Raw genomic sequence first — 13,266 nt, 5'->3', positions numbered from 1 at the left:
AGAAAGAGCTACAACGCGTGCTCGCGCAGGAACCGGTCGAGCTCGTGGCTGTTCGACAGGCCGAGCTTGGCGAACACGTGGGCGCGGTGCGTTTCCACCGTGCGCTGCTCCAGCGGCGCGAGCTCCAGCGCGATGCGCTTGTTGGGCAGGCCCTGGGCGACCAGCCGGGCCACCTGCATCTCGCGCGGCGTCAGTTTGGACCACAGGGCCTGCGCGGCCTGGCGGGCCTGCCGGCGCACGGCGATCTCCTCGGCCTTCTGCAGCGCCTTGGCAATGCTCTCGAGCAGGCGTTCGTCGTTGCAGGGCTTCTCGAGCCAGCCGAAGGCGCCGTTCTGCACCGCCTCGACCGCCATCGGAATGTCGCCGTGGCCGGACAGGAAGATCACCACCAGCGGGCTGTCCTGCGCACGCAGCGCATCGAACACCTGCAGCCCGCTCATGCCCTCCATGCGCAGGTCCAGCACGACGCAGCCCGGGCGCTGCAGGTCGGCGCCGGCCAGGAAGGCCTCGCCCGAGGCAAAGGTCTGCACCGCATGGCCGCGCGACAGCAGCAGGAGGCCCAGCGAGCGGCGCACGGCCTCGTCGTCGTCGACGATGCACAGGTGGTTGGCAAGGGCGGTCACGGGGCTGAGATTTCCAGTTCGAGGGTGAAAACTGTGCCACCACCGGCCCGGTTGGCAAAGGACAGCCGGCCTCGGTGGGCTTCGACGATGGTGCGGCAGATGTTCAGCCCCAGCCCCAGCCCGCCGGCCTTGGTGGTGAAGAAGGGCGCGAACACCTGCTCGGCCAGCGCGGCGTCGATGCCGGAACCCCGGTCCGCCAGGCGGATGTGCACGCGGCCTTCGAGCAGTTCGGCCTCGACCTCCACCACGCGCTGCTCGGGCGGCGTGGCCAGCATGGCGTGCAGGCTGTTCGACAGCAGGTTCAGCAGCACCTGCTCCAGCAGCACGCGGTCGCCGCGCACCGGGGGCAGCGAAGGCGCGATGCGGACCTCCGCGCGCGCCTGGCGCAGCCGCATCTCGCCCTGCAGCAGCGCCAGCGCATGGGTGACCAGTGCCGCCACCGCGCAATCCTCCGTGCCGGCGGTGCGCTGGCGCACGAAGCCGCGGATGCGGCGCACGATCTCGGCGCTGCGCTGGGCCTGCGCCACGGTCTCGTCGAGGCTGCTGGCCAGCAGCGCCTGGTTGCCCTGTTCCGCGAAGGCCTTGGCCGCGCTCGCGAAATTGCTCAGCGCCATCAGCGGCTGGTTCAGCTCGTGGGCCAGGGTGGAGGCCATCTCGCCCAGGCTGGCGAGGCGCTGCGCATGCTGCAGCTGCTCGTCGTTCTGGCGCTGGCGCAGCTCGGCGCGCTTTTGCTCGGTGATGTCCACCACCGAGCTCATCCAGCCGCTGTGGCGGCCATCGGCATCGATGAGCTGCGCCGTGTAGACCATGGTGATCACCTCGTGCCCGTCGCGATGCCGCAGGCGCGATTCGAAACCCGAGCGCGCGGGCTGCCCGTTCATCATGGCCTGGTAGTGCAGCCAGTGCTGCGCCACGTCGTCGGGATGCCAGTAGGGGTAGGGCGGCAGCCGTCCGAGGAGCTCGTCGGCGCCGTAGCCGGTCATCTCGCAGAAGGCGGGATTGACGTAGATGATCCGGCCTTCGAGGTCGCGTGCGCGCATGCCCACCAGCAGCGAGTCTTCCATCGCCTTGCGGAAGGCGTGGGCCTCGTCCAGCGCGTGCGTGCGCTCGCGCACCCGCAGCTCCAGGTCGCGCCGCGCGTCGCGCTGTTCGGCGAAACGGCGCTCGCGCAGCTGCCAGTACAGCCCGCCCAGCAGCAGCACGCCCGCGCACAGCAGGCCCAGCATCCAGGTGCGTTCGCGCGCGCGGGCGACCTCGGCGTGGTCGGCCATCACGGTCAGGGTCCAGCCGAGGTCGGGCAGCGGCTCGTCCAGCACGAGGAAGCGGCGCGTCTTGCCGCCGATGTCGGTGCGCACGAGGTAGCCCGGATGTCCTTCCTCGCGCTCCACCGTCCATGGCAGCGGCGAGAAGCCGGTGCGGGCGCCGTACTGCTGGTCGCGCTTCATGCCCTCCAGGTCGGCGGCGGCGAGGGGCCGCGTGGCCTGGTACATCCACGCCGGCACCGAGCTCAGGAACACGATGCCGCGCGCATCGGTCAGCAGGATCGGTTCGCGCGCGAAGGTCCAGGCCTCCTGGAGCTGGCGCAGGCTGATCTTGACCGTCAGCACGCCCAGCACGGCGCCGGCCTCGGAGCGCACCGGCGCGGACATGAAGAGCCCGGGCTCGCCGGTGGTCTGGCCCACGCCGTAGAAGAGGCCGCTGCGGCCCGCGCGCGCGTCGATGAAGTAGGGCCGGTTGGCATAGGACTCGCCGACGAAGCTCTGCGGCGTGGCCCAGTTGCTTGCCGCCAGCGTGAGGCCTTGCAGGTCGATCAGGTAGAGCGCATCCGAGCCCGCGTGGCGGTTCACTTCCTCGATGTAGCGGTTGGCGCGCTGCTGCGCCGCGGGGTCGCGCGGATGGGCCAGCACGTCGAAGACGTCGGGGTGCATGCCCGCGGTGCGCGGCAGGTAGCCGTACTTGCCGGCGGCATCGCGCAGGCCCAGCACGTGGACCTCCATCGCGCGGCGGATCGAGTCCGCCTGGAAGCTTGCCTCGCGGGCTGCGGCCCACTGGCCCGCCGCGCCGATCAGCAGCAGCGCCACGGCCACGGCGGCCGTCCAGGCGAGCAGCGTGCGCCAGCGGCCGCGGCGCGAGCGGGCCATTGGCGTTGCGGGCGGGAGGGGAGGCAGGGGCGGCATGGGAGGCGGGGGCCGACCGGAGCGGCGACCGGGATTTTGCCTTGATCCCCGGATCGGCCGGCGGGGCCGCCGTACCATCGCCCTCATGCGAACCCTTTCACTCCCGGCCGGCGGCGAGATGCCGGTGCTCGGCCTCGGCACCTGGCGCATGGGCGAGATCGCAGGCCGCCATGCGGCCGAAGTTGCCGCGGTGCGCGAAGCCATCGCGATGGGCTACCGGCTGATCGACACCGCCGAGATGTACGGCGAGGGCGGAGCCGAAACCGTACTCGGCCAGGCCATTGCAGAGGCCCTGCGCGCGGGCGACGTGCGGCGCGACGAGCTCTTCATCGTCAGCAAGGTGTATCCGCACAACGCGAGCCGTCGCGGCACGCCCGAGGCCTGCGAGCGCAGCCTGAAACGGCTCGGCCTCGACACGATCGACCTGTACCTGCTGCATTGGCGCGGCAGCCATCCGCTACGCGAAACGGTCGATGCGATGCAGGCGCTGGTGGCCAAGGGGCGTATCGCGCGTTGGGGCGTGAGCAACTTCGACGCCGACGACATGGAGGAGCTGGCGCCGCTTATCGAGTCAGGCCCCGGCTGCGCGGCCAACCAGGTGTACCTGTCGCTGGCCGAACGCGGCCCGGAGTTCAGCCTGCTGCCGTGGTTACGCGAGCACGGCATGCCATTGATGGCCTACAGCCCGATCGACCAGGGCGCACTGGCCGCGGACGAGGCACTGGTAGCGCTGGCCGGGCGGCTCGGCGTGAGCGCCGCGCAACTCGCGCTGGCCGCGGTGATCGCACGGCCCGGTGTCGCCGCGATTCCGAAGGCCGTGCGCAGCGCGCACCTCCAGCAGAACCTCGCCGCCACCGACCTGAGGCTCGATGCGGCAACCCTCGCCGAACTCGACCGCCTGCATCCGCCGCCGCGCCGCAAGGCGCCGCTGGCGATGATCTGAGCAGTCTCTAGTGCGCTTCGGCCTGCTTGGCCGCCGCGATCACGGCCTCTTCGTCGTGCTTCGCGCCATTGAGGAACAGGTTCAGCAGCACCGCGCTGATCGACGCCAGCAGAATGCCCGACTCGATCAGCGAGTGAATGGCATGCGGCATCCACTGCTTGAAGTTGGGTGCAATGAGCGGAATCATGCCGACGCCGATCGACACCGCCACGATCATCGCGTTGTGCCGGTTGCCCTTGAAGTCCACGCCCGAGAGAATGCGGATGCCGGTGGCCGCCACCATGCCGAACATCACCAGGCCCGCGCCGCCCAGCACCACGGTGGGCAGCGATTCGATCAGCGCCGCCATCTTGGGCAGCAAGCCCAGCACGATCAGGATCACGCCGCCGGCCACGCAGACATAGCGGCTCTTGATGCCCGTGACGGCCACCAGGCCCACGTTCTGCGAAAAGCTCGTGTACGGAAAGGTGTTGAAGATGCCGCCGATGAGCGTGCCCAGGCCGTCGGTGCGCAGGCCCTTGGCCAGGTCCTTCTGCGTGATCTTCCGGTCGGTCATTTCGCCGAGCGCGAGGAACATGCCGGTCGACTCGATCATCACCACGATCATGATGAGCGTCATCGTGAGGATCAGGATCGGGTCGAACTGCGGCATGCCGAAGTGGAAGGGCAGCACCACGTCCACCCAGGCTGCCTTGCCGACTTTCTCGTAGGTCATCAGCCCGGTGATCGAGGCCACGACCGCGCCAATCACAATGCCCAGCAGCACCGAGATGTTGGCGATGAAGCCCTTGGCGTACTTGACGATCAGCAGGATCGACACCAGCACCAGCGCCGCCACCCCGAAGCCCGACAGGTCCGCGTACTTGGGGTTGGGCACCGTCGGCATGATGGCAAAGCCCTTGGGCACTGCGGGAATCGAGCTGCCCGGCGAGGTCACCTCCGCGAGCCACTTCGCATATACCGGATCCACCAGCGCAGGCGCCGTCGGCCCCACCGGGTTGCCGAAGATCCAGTTGATGCCCACGCGCATCAGGCTGATGCCGATCACCGCGATGATGGTGCCCGTGACCACCGGCGGAAAGAAGCGCAGCATGCGGCTCACCAGCGGCGCGATCAGCATCGAGACCGCGCCGGCGCCGATGATGGCGCCGAACAGCAGCTGCGCGCCGTTCTGGCCCGGGTTGGCATTGGCAATGGCCACCATGGGCGCGACCGATGCGAAGGTCACCCCCATCATCACCGGCAGCCGGATGCCGAACCACTGCGTGGCGCCCAGCGCCTGGATCAGCGTGGCGATGCCGCAGCAGAACAGGTCGGCCGAGATCAGCAGCGCAACCTCGTCGGGCGAGAGCTTGAGCGCACGCCCGACGATCAGCGGCACCGCAACGGCCCCCGCGTACATCACCAGCACATGCTGAAGGCCCAGGGCCGCGAGCTTGCCCGAAGGCAGTCGCTGGTCCACCGGATGGACTGTGGAAGGGGTGTCGGCCGTCATTGCGTTTCTCCTGCAGCGGCAAGGGGAAAGGTGCGTGGACGGCGCGGGTGCCCGTGGCGTCCACTCGTTGTGTACGCCAAACTGTATACAATTTATGCTGCAATCCGGATGGAGGTAAACCCGGATCAGTTTTCCATCTTCAGCCGCCGCATGAGCCAGTTCGCGGTGAACTCGAAGTGCTCACTCATGTTCGACTCCGCCGTGTGGCCGTCCTCTCCGAATACCAGTTGCGTCACGTTGAAGCCAAGGGCCGCAAGGGATGCGGGCTCGTCCCTGGAGACGAGGTCTTCGCGCGCGCCGTTCACCATGAGAATGGGCTTGCGCAGCTGCGCCGTGGTCGGTTTCTTCAGCTGGCGCGAGAGCTGGAATGCTTCGTAGTATTCGCACATCGCTTCGCGAGGCGTGGTCTGCGGGTTCATGTTCGCAAACACGGTGTAGGGCGCGACGATCCATGCAGGAGCCACCTTGCAATGCGCTTGCCCAAAGCTCGAATCGCTGGGGCCGCCCACATTGACGATCGCCTTGTAGAAGTCGTTGCGCAGCCCGCCAAGCGTTCCCAGGTAGCCTCCCATGCTCCAGCCGTACACGGCCACGCGGCTCGCGTCCAGGTCGCTGCGGGTCTTGATGTAGTCCGCCACGGCGTCGAACATCACGTGGGACTCCGGGCGGAACCCGAGCTGGTTCTCCCCGGTGTCCGGGTTCTCCACAATGATGGTGGCGAAGCCGCGGCCCATGAAGTAGTCGCTGTGCCGGATCATCTCGGTCTTCAGGTTGTCGAGGCCGCCAAGAATGACCAGCACCGGCAGCTTCTCGTTGCCGCCCGGACGTGCCGGCGGTGCCCGGAAGTAGCCGATGAATTCCTTCGCGCCGGTCTTGAATGCGATCCGCTGCAGCGGCTTTCCCAGGAGCGCATGGGCTCGTTCGGTCGCCTGCAGGTCCGCCGCGGGAACACGCTTGGGAAGCCGGTTCATCCGAAGGTAGAAAGCGGCCTTCCTGTATTCGGCCGATGCGGCGGTGCCGTTGCCCCGCTCTTCGAGTGCGCGGGCCCGTTCCAGATGCATCTGGGCAGGCTTGTTGAAGGTTGCTTGCCAGGCTGCCTGCGACGGCCCGGCGTGTTCCGGCAGCGCCGCGGCGATTTCGTCGAAGGTGCGTGCTTCGATGCCGGCATCCTCGAGCCACCAGCAGATGTTGAATTTGAACGAGGGATGCATGCGGGCGATGCCTCCCGGGTACTCCGCCTGCCCCTTGCTGCAGAACTCGGCCATGCTGCCTGCGGCCCTGGCGGCAGGGAGGCCCTGGGCCGCAGACTCCTGCGGCGCTGCCGCGATGCAAAGAACGGCTGCGATGGCCGTCGAGAGTTTCAGGATCAATCTGTTGGTCACGGTCTTTTTCCCTTGTTCAGGATTCGATTCGGGTCGGCACACCGGGCAGCCAGCCATTGCCGCGATACCAGGCGAGCGTGTCGGCAACGGTCTGCTCGATCGGGCGAAACTTCAGCTGAAGCTTCTGCTCGCTCTTCGTGTGATTGAAATGGCTGCGCCCCGCCTCCTTGCGCATCAGCCGCACAGTGGCCAGGCTGAGCAGGATGGGCTTGCCGGTGATCCGCGCGTAGAGTTCCTGCACCGCCGCCAGCAGATACAGGAGCGGAAAGGGCAAGTGGCGCGTCGGCGTCTTGATGCCTGCGATCTTTCCCACCAAGGGCACCAGTTCCTGCATCGTCATGTGGCGGCCGGCCGCCAGGTAGCGTTCGCCGCGCTGCCCGTGCTCCGCGGCCGAAATCTGCGCCCTTGCCACATCGCGGGCGTCGACGACGGAAAAGCTGCCGGGTACCAGTCCGGGCAGTTTTCCGAGCACCACATCGTTGACGAATTGTCCTGACGAGGTGGGGCCGATATCGGCCGGCCCCCACATCCATCCTGGCAGGACAAAGCTCGCATGCATGTCCGGGTGCGTGCCCAGAAAGGCCGACACGACCTGGTCGGCCATGATCTTGCTGCGGTAGTAGTCGTCGTCGGCGTCGGCCAGGTCGCGCAGGCAGGTCTCGTCCATGGGCACGCCCGGCTCGCCGTTGAGCACCGCAATGGACGAGGTCTGGACGAAGCGCCGGATGCCGGCACCGTAGGCCTGCTCGATGAGCTGCCGCGTGCCGTCCACATTGATGCGCTTGAGCTCTTCCCAGTGGCTGCCGCCCTTGAAGTTGTCCCGGAAGAATGCGGCAGTGTGGAACACCACGTCGCACCCTTGCAGCGCGCCGGCGAAGGCGGGCACATCGGCCATGTCGCCCAGCACCAGTTCGACGCCCTTCACGCCCGCAAACTGCTGCTGGCCCTTGGCCTTCGAGCGGACAAGGGCCTTGACGGAGACGCCTCGCGCGACCAGTTCGCGCACCAGGTTGTTGCCGAGAAGGCCGGTCGCGCCGGTGACGAACGCGGACCTCAAGGCCTTGGTTTTTTCCATATCAATCGAATTTCAAAAATCAAACGAGTTTTGAATGTAGCCGCGGCATTTTCAAATATCAAGTGATTTCTGAATCTTGGCTGTCCGATATCCAAAGTTCATGTGATATCTTTTGAGGCATGAGCCCGACGACAGCAAGAAGGCGCCTGACCCGCGAGGAAAGCCGGGCGCAGACGCGCGAGCGTCTGATCGAAGCCGCGCAGCACCTGTTCGTGTCGAACGGCTATGGGGGCGCGTCGATCCGCGACATCGCGGACAAGGCGGGCTACTCCCAAGGCGCCTTCTATTCGAACTTCTCGAGCAAGGAGGACGTCCTCCTGGAGTTGCTGCGGCGGCACATGGAGGCGGAAGCGACGCAGCTTTTCAAGGTCATGGGCAACGAGCAGCAAGAACCCGAGCAGATGCTGGCCGAACTGGAAGCCTGGGCTTCCACGCTCAATCACGATGCCGACTGGTGCATGCTTTCCATCGAACTGCAGCTGCATGCCAACCGCAGCCAAACGTTCGCTGCGGAGTACCAGAAGGTGTGGGACAGACACCGCTGCGAGATCGGCGGTGTGATCGGCCAGCTGTTCAACAAGCTCGGGCGCACGCCTCCTGCCGCACCGGACGAACTGGCCGCCGCGTTCATGGCCCTGTCGCATGGGCTGGCACTGCAGAGGATCAGCACGCGCCCGGATCCCTCGGGACGGCTGATCATGGTGTTCCTGCGCGGACTGATCGCAGGTGCGGAACGCCTGGGTTGAGGCGCTTTTGCAGACCCTCCCAGACCCTCCCTAAGCGGAATGGCACTTACTTTGGGCCGCTGAGCCTTCGGCGAGGCGTAAGTGCTTGATTGCAAAGGGAGGGTGGCTGACCCTGGATCGATAGGATGGTTGGTTACGAAGCATCCAAACCATCTCACCAAAGGCCAGCCAGCATGGATCGTAAAGCCCGAAGCGATTTGCATCAACGCCGCAGAGGCATTCAACGGCGGGCACGCACGACCGAGGCGGTGGAGTTCTTCAACATCCTGACGAGCCCGCAGTTGCTCGAGACGACCGAAGCGCTGCTGCCCGAGCATCGCGAGCGGCTGTATCCGCCGACGGTGACGCTGTCGATGTTCATGCGCCAGACGCTGGAGGCCGATGGCTCATGCCAGAAGGCGGTCAATGGCTGGGCGGCGCAGCGCGCGGCCGACGGGTTGAGCGCGTGCAGCGTTCGCACGGGCGCGTATTTGCAAGGCTCGCCAGCGCTTGCCCTTGGAGATGGTCACGGCGCTCACACAGCAAACGGGGCGCGAGCTGAGCGCAAAGGCGTTGGCGCCCTGGAAGTGGCGAGGCCGCGCGGTCAAGTTGGTGGACGGCACGGGCCTGTCGATGCCCGACACGCCCGAGAACCAGGCGGTGTATCCGCAGCCCAGCACGCAGGCACCGGGCGTGGGCTTCCCGCTGGCGCGGCTGGTGGCGGTGATCTGTCTGGCCACTGGAGCAGCCCTGGACGCGGCGATTGGCCCGTACAGCGGCAAGGGCAGCGGAGAACTGGCGCTGGTGCGCCGCCTGCTCGAAGGCTTTGGCGCGGGCGATGTGATGCTCGCCGACGCGCTGTACTGCAACTACTTCCTGATCGCCGCGCTGCTGGACAAGGGCGTGGACGTCGTGTTCGAGCAGCACGGAGCGCGGATCACGGACTTCCGCCGCGGCCAGCAGTTGGGCACGCGCGATCACATCGTGTGCTGGCCCAGGCCGGCGCGTCCCGAGTGGATGACACACGAGCAGTACGCGCGCGTGCCCGAGGACATCATGCTGCGCGAAGCCAAGGTGGGCCACCAGGTGCTGGTCACCACGCTGCTGGAGCCTCGAGAGGTGAGCAAGAGTGATCTGTCGGCGCTCTACGCACGCCGCTGGAACGTCGAGCTGGACCTGCGAAACCTCAAGACCACCACGGGCATGGAGGTGCTGAGCTGCCAGACGCCGCAGATGAACGAGAAACAGATGTGGGTGCACCTGCTGGCCTACAACGTGATCCGGCTACTGATGGCGCAGGCCGCTTGCAAGGCCGGCGTCGATCCGCGCGGCCTGAGCTTCAAACACACGGTGCAACTATGGGCGGAGTGGACCACGCGCGGACTATGCGCCGCGAAGGACAACCAGCGGCTGTTCGCATTGATCGCTCAATCCAAAGTCGGCCACCGCCCAGGGCGCATCGAGCCGCGAATGCGAAAGCGACGGCCCAAACCGTACCCATGGCTGAAGACGCCGCGCGAGCAGGCCCGTCGACATGTGCAGCGACACGGTCACGCATGCAGGCCAAAGTAAGTGCCATTCTCCCTAAGCGAGCAGAGCCTTCACCAGATCGAGCTGGCGGTCGGGCTTCTCGGTACCCAGTTCGAGGCTGGCCTCGATGCGCTCCAGGTGATCGATCATGCAGGCCACAGCGCTTTCCACGTCGCCCTTGCGGCAGATGCGCAGGAAGTCCGAGTGCTCGTCCGACGAGCAATGCGGGTCGTTCGACGAGTGGTAGAGCATCGCGATCAGCGAGCTGCGCGCGACCAGTTCGCGCACCAGCTCGGCCAGCGTCTTGTTGCCCGTGGCCTCCGCCAGCGCCACGTGGAAATCGCCCAGCACCTTCTCGCGCACGGTGCCCGTGGTGGTGGTCTGGCGCAGCGCGGTGCGCTCGAAGCGGATGTGCTGTTCCAGCACCTGGTAGTCGCGCGGCCGTGCATTGGCAATGAACAGGCGCACCACCTCGCTTTCGAGGATGCGGCGCACCGCGAACACCTCGCGCGCTTCCTGCACCGTGGGCTGGCAGACGAAGGCGCCCTTGTCGGGAATCATCTCGATGAGCTTGTCTTTCGAGAGCATCAGCAAGGCCGCGCGGATCTTGGTGCGGCTCACCGAGTAGACACGGCCCAGTGCTTCTTCGCGCAGCCAGGTGCCGGGCGGCAGGCGCTTCTCGACGATCGCGGTGGCGATGTCCTGCGCAATGCTTTCGATGGAGCTGCCCTTGTCGGTGGCCGCCGCGCCGTTCTCGGCCGGAGCGGCGGTGGTGGGGGAGGCGGTGGATTTGGTGCTGGCGCGGGGCATGCGGAGATTGTGGCTCAGTGGGTGGCTGCCGTGCCCGCACCGCCCTCCGTCAGCCGCGCAGCGTGAAGCCCTCGAGCGTGCCCTTCATGGCCTTGGGCAGGGGACGGGCCAGTTCGCCGCGCTTGCTGGTTTGCAGCTTCAGCGCAACCAGCGATTCGACGAGCTTGGTGGCCGCGGCCACGCCGTCGATCACCGGCACGCCGAGCAGGCCGCCGATGTGCTCGCACAGGTCGGTCATGCCGGCGCAGCCGAGCACGATGCAGTCGGAGCCGTCTTCCTCGAGCGCGCGCTTGCATTCGTCGGCGATGCGCTCGCGTGCCTTGGAGCCGGGCTCCTCGAGTTCGAGCACCGGCAGTTCGCAGGCGCGCACGTTGGCGCAGAAGCGTTCCATGCCGTAGATCTCGGCCAGGTGCCAGGCCTGGCCCATCGTGCGGCCCAGCGTGGTGACCACGCTGAAGCGGCTGCCCACCATGCTGGCCATGTGCATCGCGGCTTCGGCGATGCCCACCACCGGGCCGCGCGCCAGTTCGCGGGCGGCCTTCAGGCCCGGATCGCCGAAGCAGGCGATCACGTAGCCGTCGATGCCGTCGCGCTCGCCGGCCGCGATCTCCTGCAGCAGGCCGGGCACGGCCAGTGCCTCGTCGTAGTGGCTCTCGATGGAGACCGGCCCCATGGCCGGGCTGACCGCGACGATCTGCGTGCCGGCGCTCGCCACCGCGCGGGCGCAGGCGCCGATCTTCTCGGTCATGCTCCAGGTGGTGTTGGGATTGATGATCTTGATGCGCACGGCGCGGCCCTTTCTCTTTTCGGTATTTCAAGTCTTGTTGTTGCGGTTCAGGAGCACGTACAGGACGAAGCCCAGACCCATGCCGATGAACCATGCATAGTTCGCGCCACCGCGCAGCACCGGCACCATCACGCAAAGGATCGGCACCAGGGCGGAGGGGATCAGCGCCTGGATCGCTTTCGGGTTGTAGCCGCCGCTGTACCAGTACTCGCCCTTGGTGCTCATGGTGTAGAGCGCGTCCACGTCGATGCGCTGCCTGCGCACGATGTAGTAGTCGGCAATCAGGATACCGAACAGCGGCCCGATGAACGAGCCCAGCACGTCGAGCGTGTAGTGGATGACTTCGGGGCTGTTGTAGAGGTTCCACGGCGTGAGGAACACCGAACCCACCGCGGCGATCATGCCGCCCGTGCGCCAGCTGATGTGCTGCGGCGCCACGTTCGAGAAGTCGAAGGCCGGCGAGACGAAGTTGGCGACGATGTTGATGCCGATGGTCGCGATCATGAAGGTCAGCGCGCCCAGCACCACGGCGGTGGTGCTGTCGATCTTGCCCACGGTGTGCACCGGATCGGTGATCAGCTCGCCGAACACCGGCAGCGTGGCGGCGGTGGTGATCACCGTCAGCAGCGAGAAGAACACGAAGTTGATCGGCAGGCCCCAGAAGTTGCCCTTCTTCACCGCGTCGAAGCTCTTGCCGTAGCGCGAGAAGTCGCCGAAGTTGAGCATCGGGCCGCTGAAGTAGCTCACCACCAGCGCAATGGCCGAGAGCATCACCGGCAGCGCGTCCCAGCCCTGGAACTTGATGCCGCCCAGGTTCAGGTCGATGTTGCTCCAGCCGGCCTTCCACACCAGCCAGCCGCAGAGCACGGTCATGACCACGTGCACGGCCGGCCCGGCCCAGTCGATGAACTTGCGGATCGCTTCCATGCCGTGCCAGAACACGAAGGCCTGCAGCACCCACATGATCATGAACGCCACCCAGCCCAGCGTCGACAGGCCCACGAAGCCATGCTGCGCCACGTCGGCATACGGCGCGAGGTTCGGGAACATGTGCAGCGCCAGCACCATGAAGGCGGCCGAGGCGAGATAGGTCTGCACGCCGTACCAGGCCACCGCGATCAGCCCGCGGATGATGGCCGGGATGTTGGCGCCCAGCACGCCGAACGAGGCGCGGCACACCACGGGGTAGGGCACGCCCGTGACCTGGCTCGGCTTGGCCACCAGGTTGCAGAAGAACTGGACGATGACGATGCCGACCAGGAGCGACACCAGCACCTGCCAGCTCGACAGGCCCAGCGCGAACAGGCTGCCGGCCGTGATGTAGCCGCCCACGCTGTGCACGTCGGACATCCAGAACGCGAAGATGTTGTATTGGCCCCAGGTCTGCTTCCTGAGCGGGGCAAGGTCTTCGTTGGTCAGCCGCGGGTGGTAGCCGGGCTTGATCAGCGCGTTGGATTCAGCATGCGGCGCATGGCCGGCTTCGCTCGCCCCCGCGGGGGCCTGGCTGACGACTGTGCTCATGGGTCTTTCCTCGTGCGAATGGTGGGTTGAGGGACCGCTTTCCAACGCAAATTCGGCGCCGGGTATCGGGTGCGTTATTTGTATACAAAAACGGTGTGCAATCAAGTCCATCCGGCAATTCATATATCCGTAGATTCCCTGAGGTACCGCCAAGCGGTGAAATCTATAATATGGACATACATCCACAATATGGACAAC

The 13,266-nt window shown here is 66.6% G+C and carries 10 protein-coding genes and 1 pseudogene; 3 read left to right on the top strand and 8 right to left on the bottom strand.

Annotated features, from left to right (window positions below):
* Nucleotides 1-8: 8 nt before the first annotated feature.
* Nucleotides 9-623 carry a response regulator transcription factor gene (locus VAPA_RS20165; RefSeq protein ID WP_021008610.1) on the bottom strand — a complete coding sequence of 205 codons (615 nt, stop codon included), beginning with the start codon at nucleotides 621-623 and terminating at the stop codon, nucleotides 9-11.
* On the bottom strand, nucleotides 620-2,764 hold the full coding sequence (locus VAPA_RS20160; RefSeq protein ID WP_230558897.1) for a sensor histidine kinase: 2,145 nt from the start codon (nucleotides 2,762-2,764) through the stop codon (nucleotides 620-622). The genes VAPA_RS20165 and VAPA_RS20160 overlap by 4 nt, the downstream gene beginning before the upstream one ends.
* Before the next feature lie 121 nt (nucleotides 2,765-2,885).
* Between VAPA_RS20160 and VAPA_RS20155 the strand changes: the two genes are divergently transcribed.
* The gene (locus tag VAPA_RS20155) at nucleotides 2,886-3,743 is read left to right on the top strand and encodes an aldo/keto reductase (RefSeq protein WP_021008608.1); all 858 of its coding nucleotides are present in this window, start codon (nucleotides 2,886-2,888) and stop codon (nucleotides 3,741-3,743) included.
* A gap of 7 nt (nucleotides 3,744-3,750) precedes the next feature.
* Here VAPA_RS20155 and VAPA_RS20150 read toward each other — a convergent pair whose 3' ends face one another.
* The 3 genes from VAPA_RS20150 to VAPA_RS20140 form a co-directional block, all read right to left on the bottom strand.
* Entirely contained in the window at nucleotides 3,751-5,238 is a 1,488-nt protein-coding gene (locus VAPA_RS20150) for a nucleobase:cation symporter-2 family protein (protein WP_021008607.1), read from the bottom strand.
* Nucleotides 5,239-5,363: 125 nt separating this feature from the next.
* Nucleotides 5,364-6,620 (bottom strand): alpha/beta hydrolase family protein, encoded by a 1,257-nt coding sequence (locus tag VAPA_RS20145; protein WP_021008606.1) that lies wholly within the window; start codon nucleotides 6,618-6,620, stop codon nucleotides 5,364-5,366.
* Between the two features lie 16 nt (nucleotides 6,621-6,636).
* The gene (locus tag VAPA_RS20140) at nucleotides 6,637-7,695 is read right to left on the bottom strand and encodes an SDR family oxidoreductase (RefSeq protein WP_021008605.1); all 1,059 of its coding nucleotides are present in this window, start codon (nucleotides 7,693-7,695) and stop codon (nucleotides 6,637-6,639) included.
* A gap of 119 nt (nucleotides 7,696-7,814) precedes the next feature.
* On the opposite strand from VAPA_RS20140, the gene VAPA_RS20135 reads away from it, so the two are divergent.
* Both VAPA_RS20135 and VAPA_RS20130 read left to right on the top strand, forming a co-directional pair.
* Nucleotides 7,815-8,441, top strand: coding sequence for a TetR/AcrR family transcriptional regulator (locus tag VAPA_RS20135; protein ID WP_021008604.1), 627 nt, complete (start codon nucleotides 7,815-7,817; stop codon nucleotides 8,439-8,441).
* A gap of 173 nt (nucleotides 8,442-8,614) precedes the next feature.
* Nucleotides 8,615-9,992 (top strand): annotated as a pseudogene (locus VAPA_RS20130) (IS4 family transposase).
* A gap of 12 nt (nucleotides 9,993-10,004) precedes the next feature.
* Here VAPA_RS20130 and VAPA_RS20125 read toward each other — a convergent pair.
* Genes VAPA_RS20125 through VAPA_RS20115 form a run of 3 tightly spaced genes read right to left on the bottom strand, consistent with a single transcriptional unit; the run spans nucleotide 10,005 to nucleotide 13,068 of the window.
* Nucleotides 10,005-10,760 (bottom strand): GntR family transcriptional regulator, encoded by a 756-nt coding sequence (locus VAPA_RS20125; RefSeq protein ID WP_021008603.1) that lies wholly within the window; start codon nucleotides 10,758-10,760, stop codon nucleotides 10,005-10,007.
* A gap of 49 nt (nucleotides 10,761-10,809) precedes the next feature.
* Complete coding sequence (locus VAPA_RS20120; RefSeq protein ID WP_021008602.1) at nucleotides 10,810-11,547, bottom strand: aspartate/glutamate racemase family protein; 738 nt, start codon at nucleotides 11,545-11,547, stop codon at nucleotides 10,810-10,812.
* A 27-nt stretch (nucleotides 11,548-11,574) separates the two neighbouring features.
* Nucleotides 11,575-13,068, bottom strand: coding sequence for an NCS1 family nucleobase:cation symporter-1 (locus VAPA_RS20115; RefSeq protein ID WP_021008601.1), 1,494 nt, complete (start codon nucleotides 13,066-13,068; stop codon nucleotides 11,575-11,577).
* Nucleotides 13,069-13,266 lie beyond the last annotated feature (198 nt).

Origin of the sequence: Variovorax paradoxus B4 (assembly GCF_000463015.1) — a bacterium.
GTDB lineage: Bacteria > Pseudomonadota > Gammaproteobacteria > Burkholderiales > Burkholderiaceae_C > Variovorax > Variovorax paradoxus_E.
Note: the sequence above shows the minus strand (reverse complement) of the source record. Positions and strands in the feature narration are given on the sequence as shown.

What these genes read in the sequence shown, in the direction of transcription:
- VAPA_RS20160 (WP_230558897.1), bottom strand. Translation starts at nt 2,764, where the DNA reads ATGGCCCGCTCGCGCCGCGGCCGCTGGCGCACGCTGCTCGCCTGGACG.
- VAPA_RS20155 (WP_021008608.1), top strand. Translation starts at nt 2,886, where the DNA reads ATGCGAACCCTTTCACTCCCGGCCGGCGGCGAGATGCCGGTGCTCGGC.
- VAPA_RS20150 (WP_021008607.1), bottom strand. Translation starts at nt 5,238, where the DNA reads ATGACGGCCGACACCCCTTCCACAGTCCATCCGGTGGACCAGCGACTG.
- VAPA_RS20140 (WP_021008605.1), bottom strand. Translation starts at nt 7,695, where the DNA reads ATGGAAAAAACCAAGGCCTTGAGGTCCGCGTTCGTCACCGGCGCGACC.
- VAPA_RS20135 (WP_021008604.1), top strand. Translation starts at nt 7,815, where the DNA reads ATGAGCCCGACGACAGCAAGAAGGCGCCTGACCCGCGAGGAAAGCCGG.
- VAPA_RS20125 (WP_021008603.1), bottom strand. Translation starts at nt 10,760, where the DNA reads ATGCCCCGCGCCAGCACCAAATCCACCGCCTCCCCCACCACCGCCGCT.
- VAPA_RS20115 (WP_021008601.1), bottom strand. Translation starts at nt 13,068, where the DNA reads ATGAGCACAGTCGTCAGCCAGGCCCCCGCGGGGGCGAGCGAAGCCGGC.